This is a genomic window from Bradyrhizobium jicamae, from assembly GCF_001440395.1.
GTDB classification, from domain to species: Bacteria; Pseudomonadota; Alphaproteobacteria; order Rhizobiales; family Xanthobacteraceae; genus Bradyrhizobium; species Bradyrhizobium jicamae.
In genome coordinates this window covers 10,088-10,383 of the sequence record NZ_LLXZ01000213.1, presented here as the reverse complement: position 1 = coordinate 10,383, position 296 = coordinate 10,088, and the positions used below count along the sequence as shown (strand labels likewise).

The window sequence follows — 296 nt, the reverse complement described above, 5'->3', positions numbered from 1 at the left end:
AACACCATCGACGATCTCCGCGGAATGATAGCTGCGGGCCGAATTGATGGGCCGCAGTTCAACGCCATCACCTCGCGCTTGGCTACGCAGGCGCGTGGATCGACGAACGATCCTCATTTGCAGGCAGCACTTCAGGGCATTCGAACGGCTCTCGATAATGCGATGGAGCGCACGCTTTTCCGCACAGGAAACCAGCAGGATATGCAAATCCTGCGGAATGCTCGCCGAGAATATCGAAATCTGTTGGTACTTGAGCGTGCAGCTACAGGAGCCGGATCCGGGGCGGCTGAAGGTCT

The 296-nt window shown here is 57.4% G+C and carries 1 protein-coding gene; it reads left to right on the top strand.

Features of this window, described 5'->3' with window-relative positions:
- A partial coding sequence (locus CQ12_RS45765) for a hypothetical protein (protein ID WP_210180607.1) occupies nt 1-296 on the top strand: 296 nt, incomplete at both ends.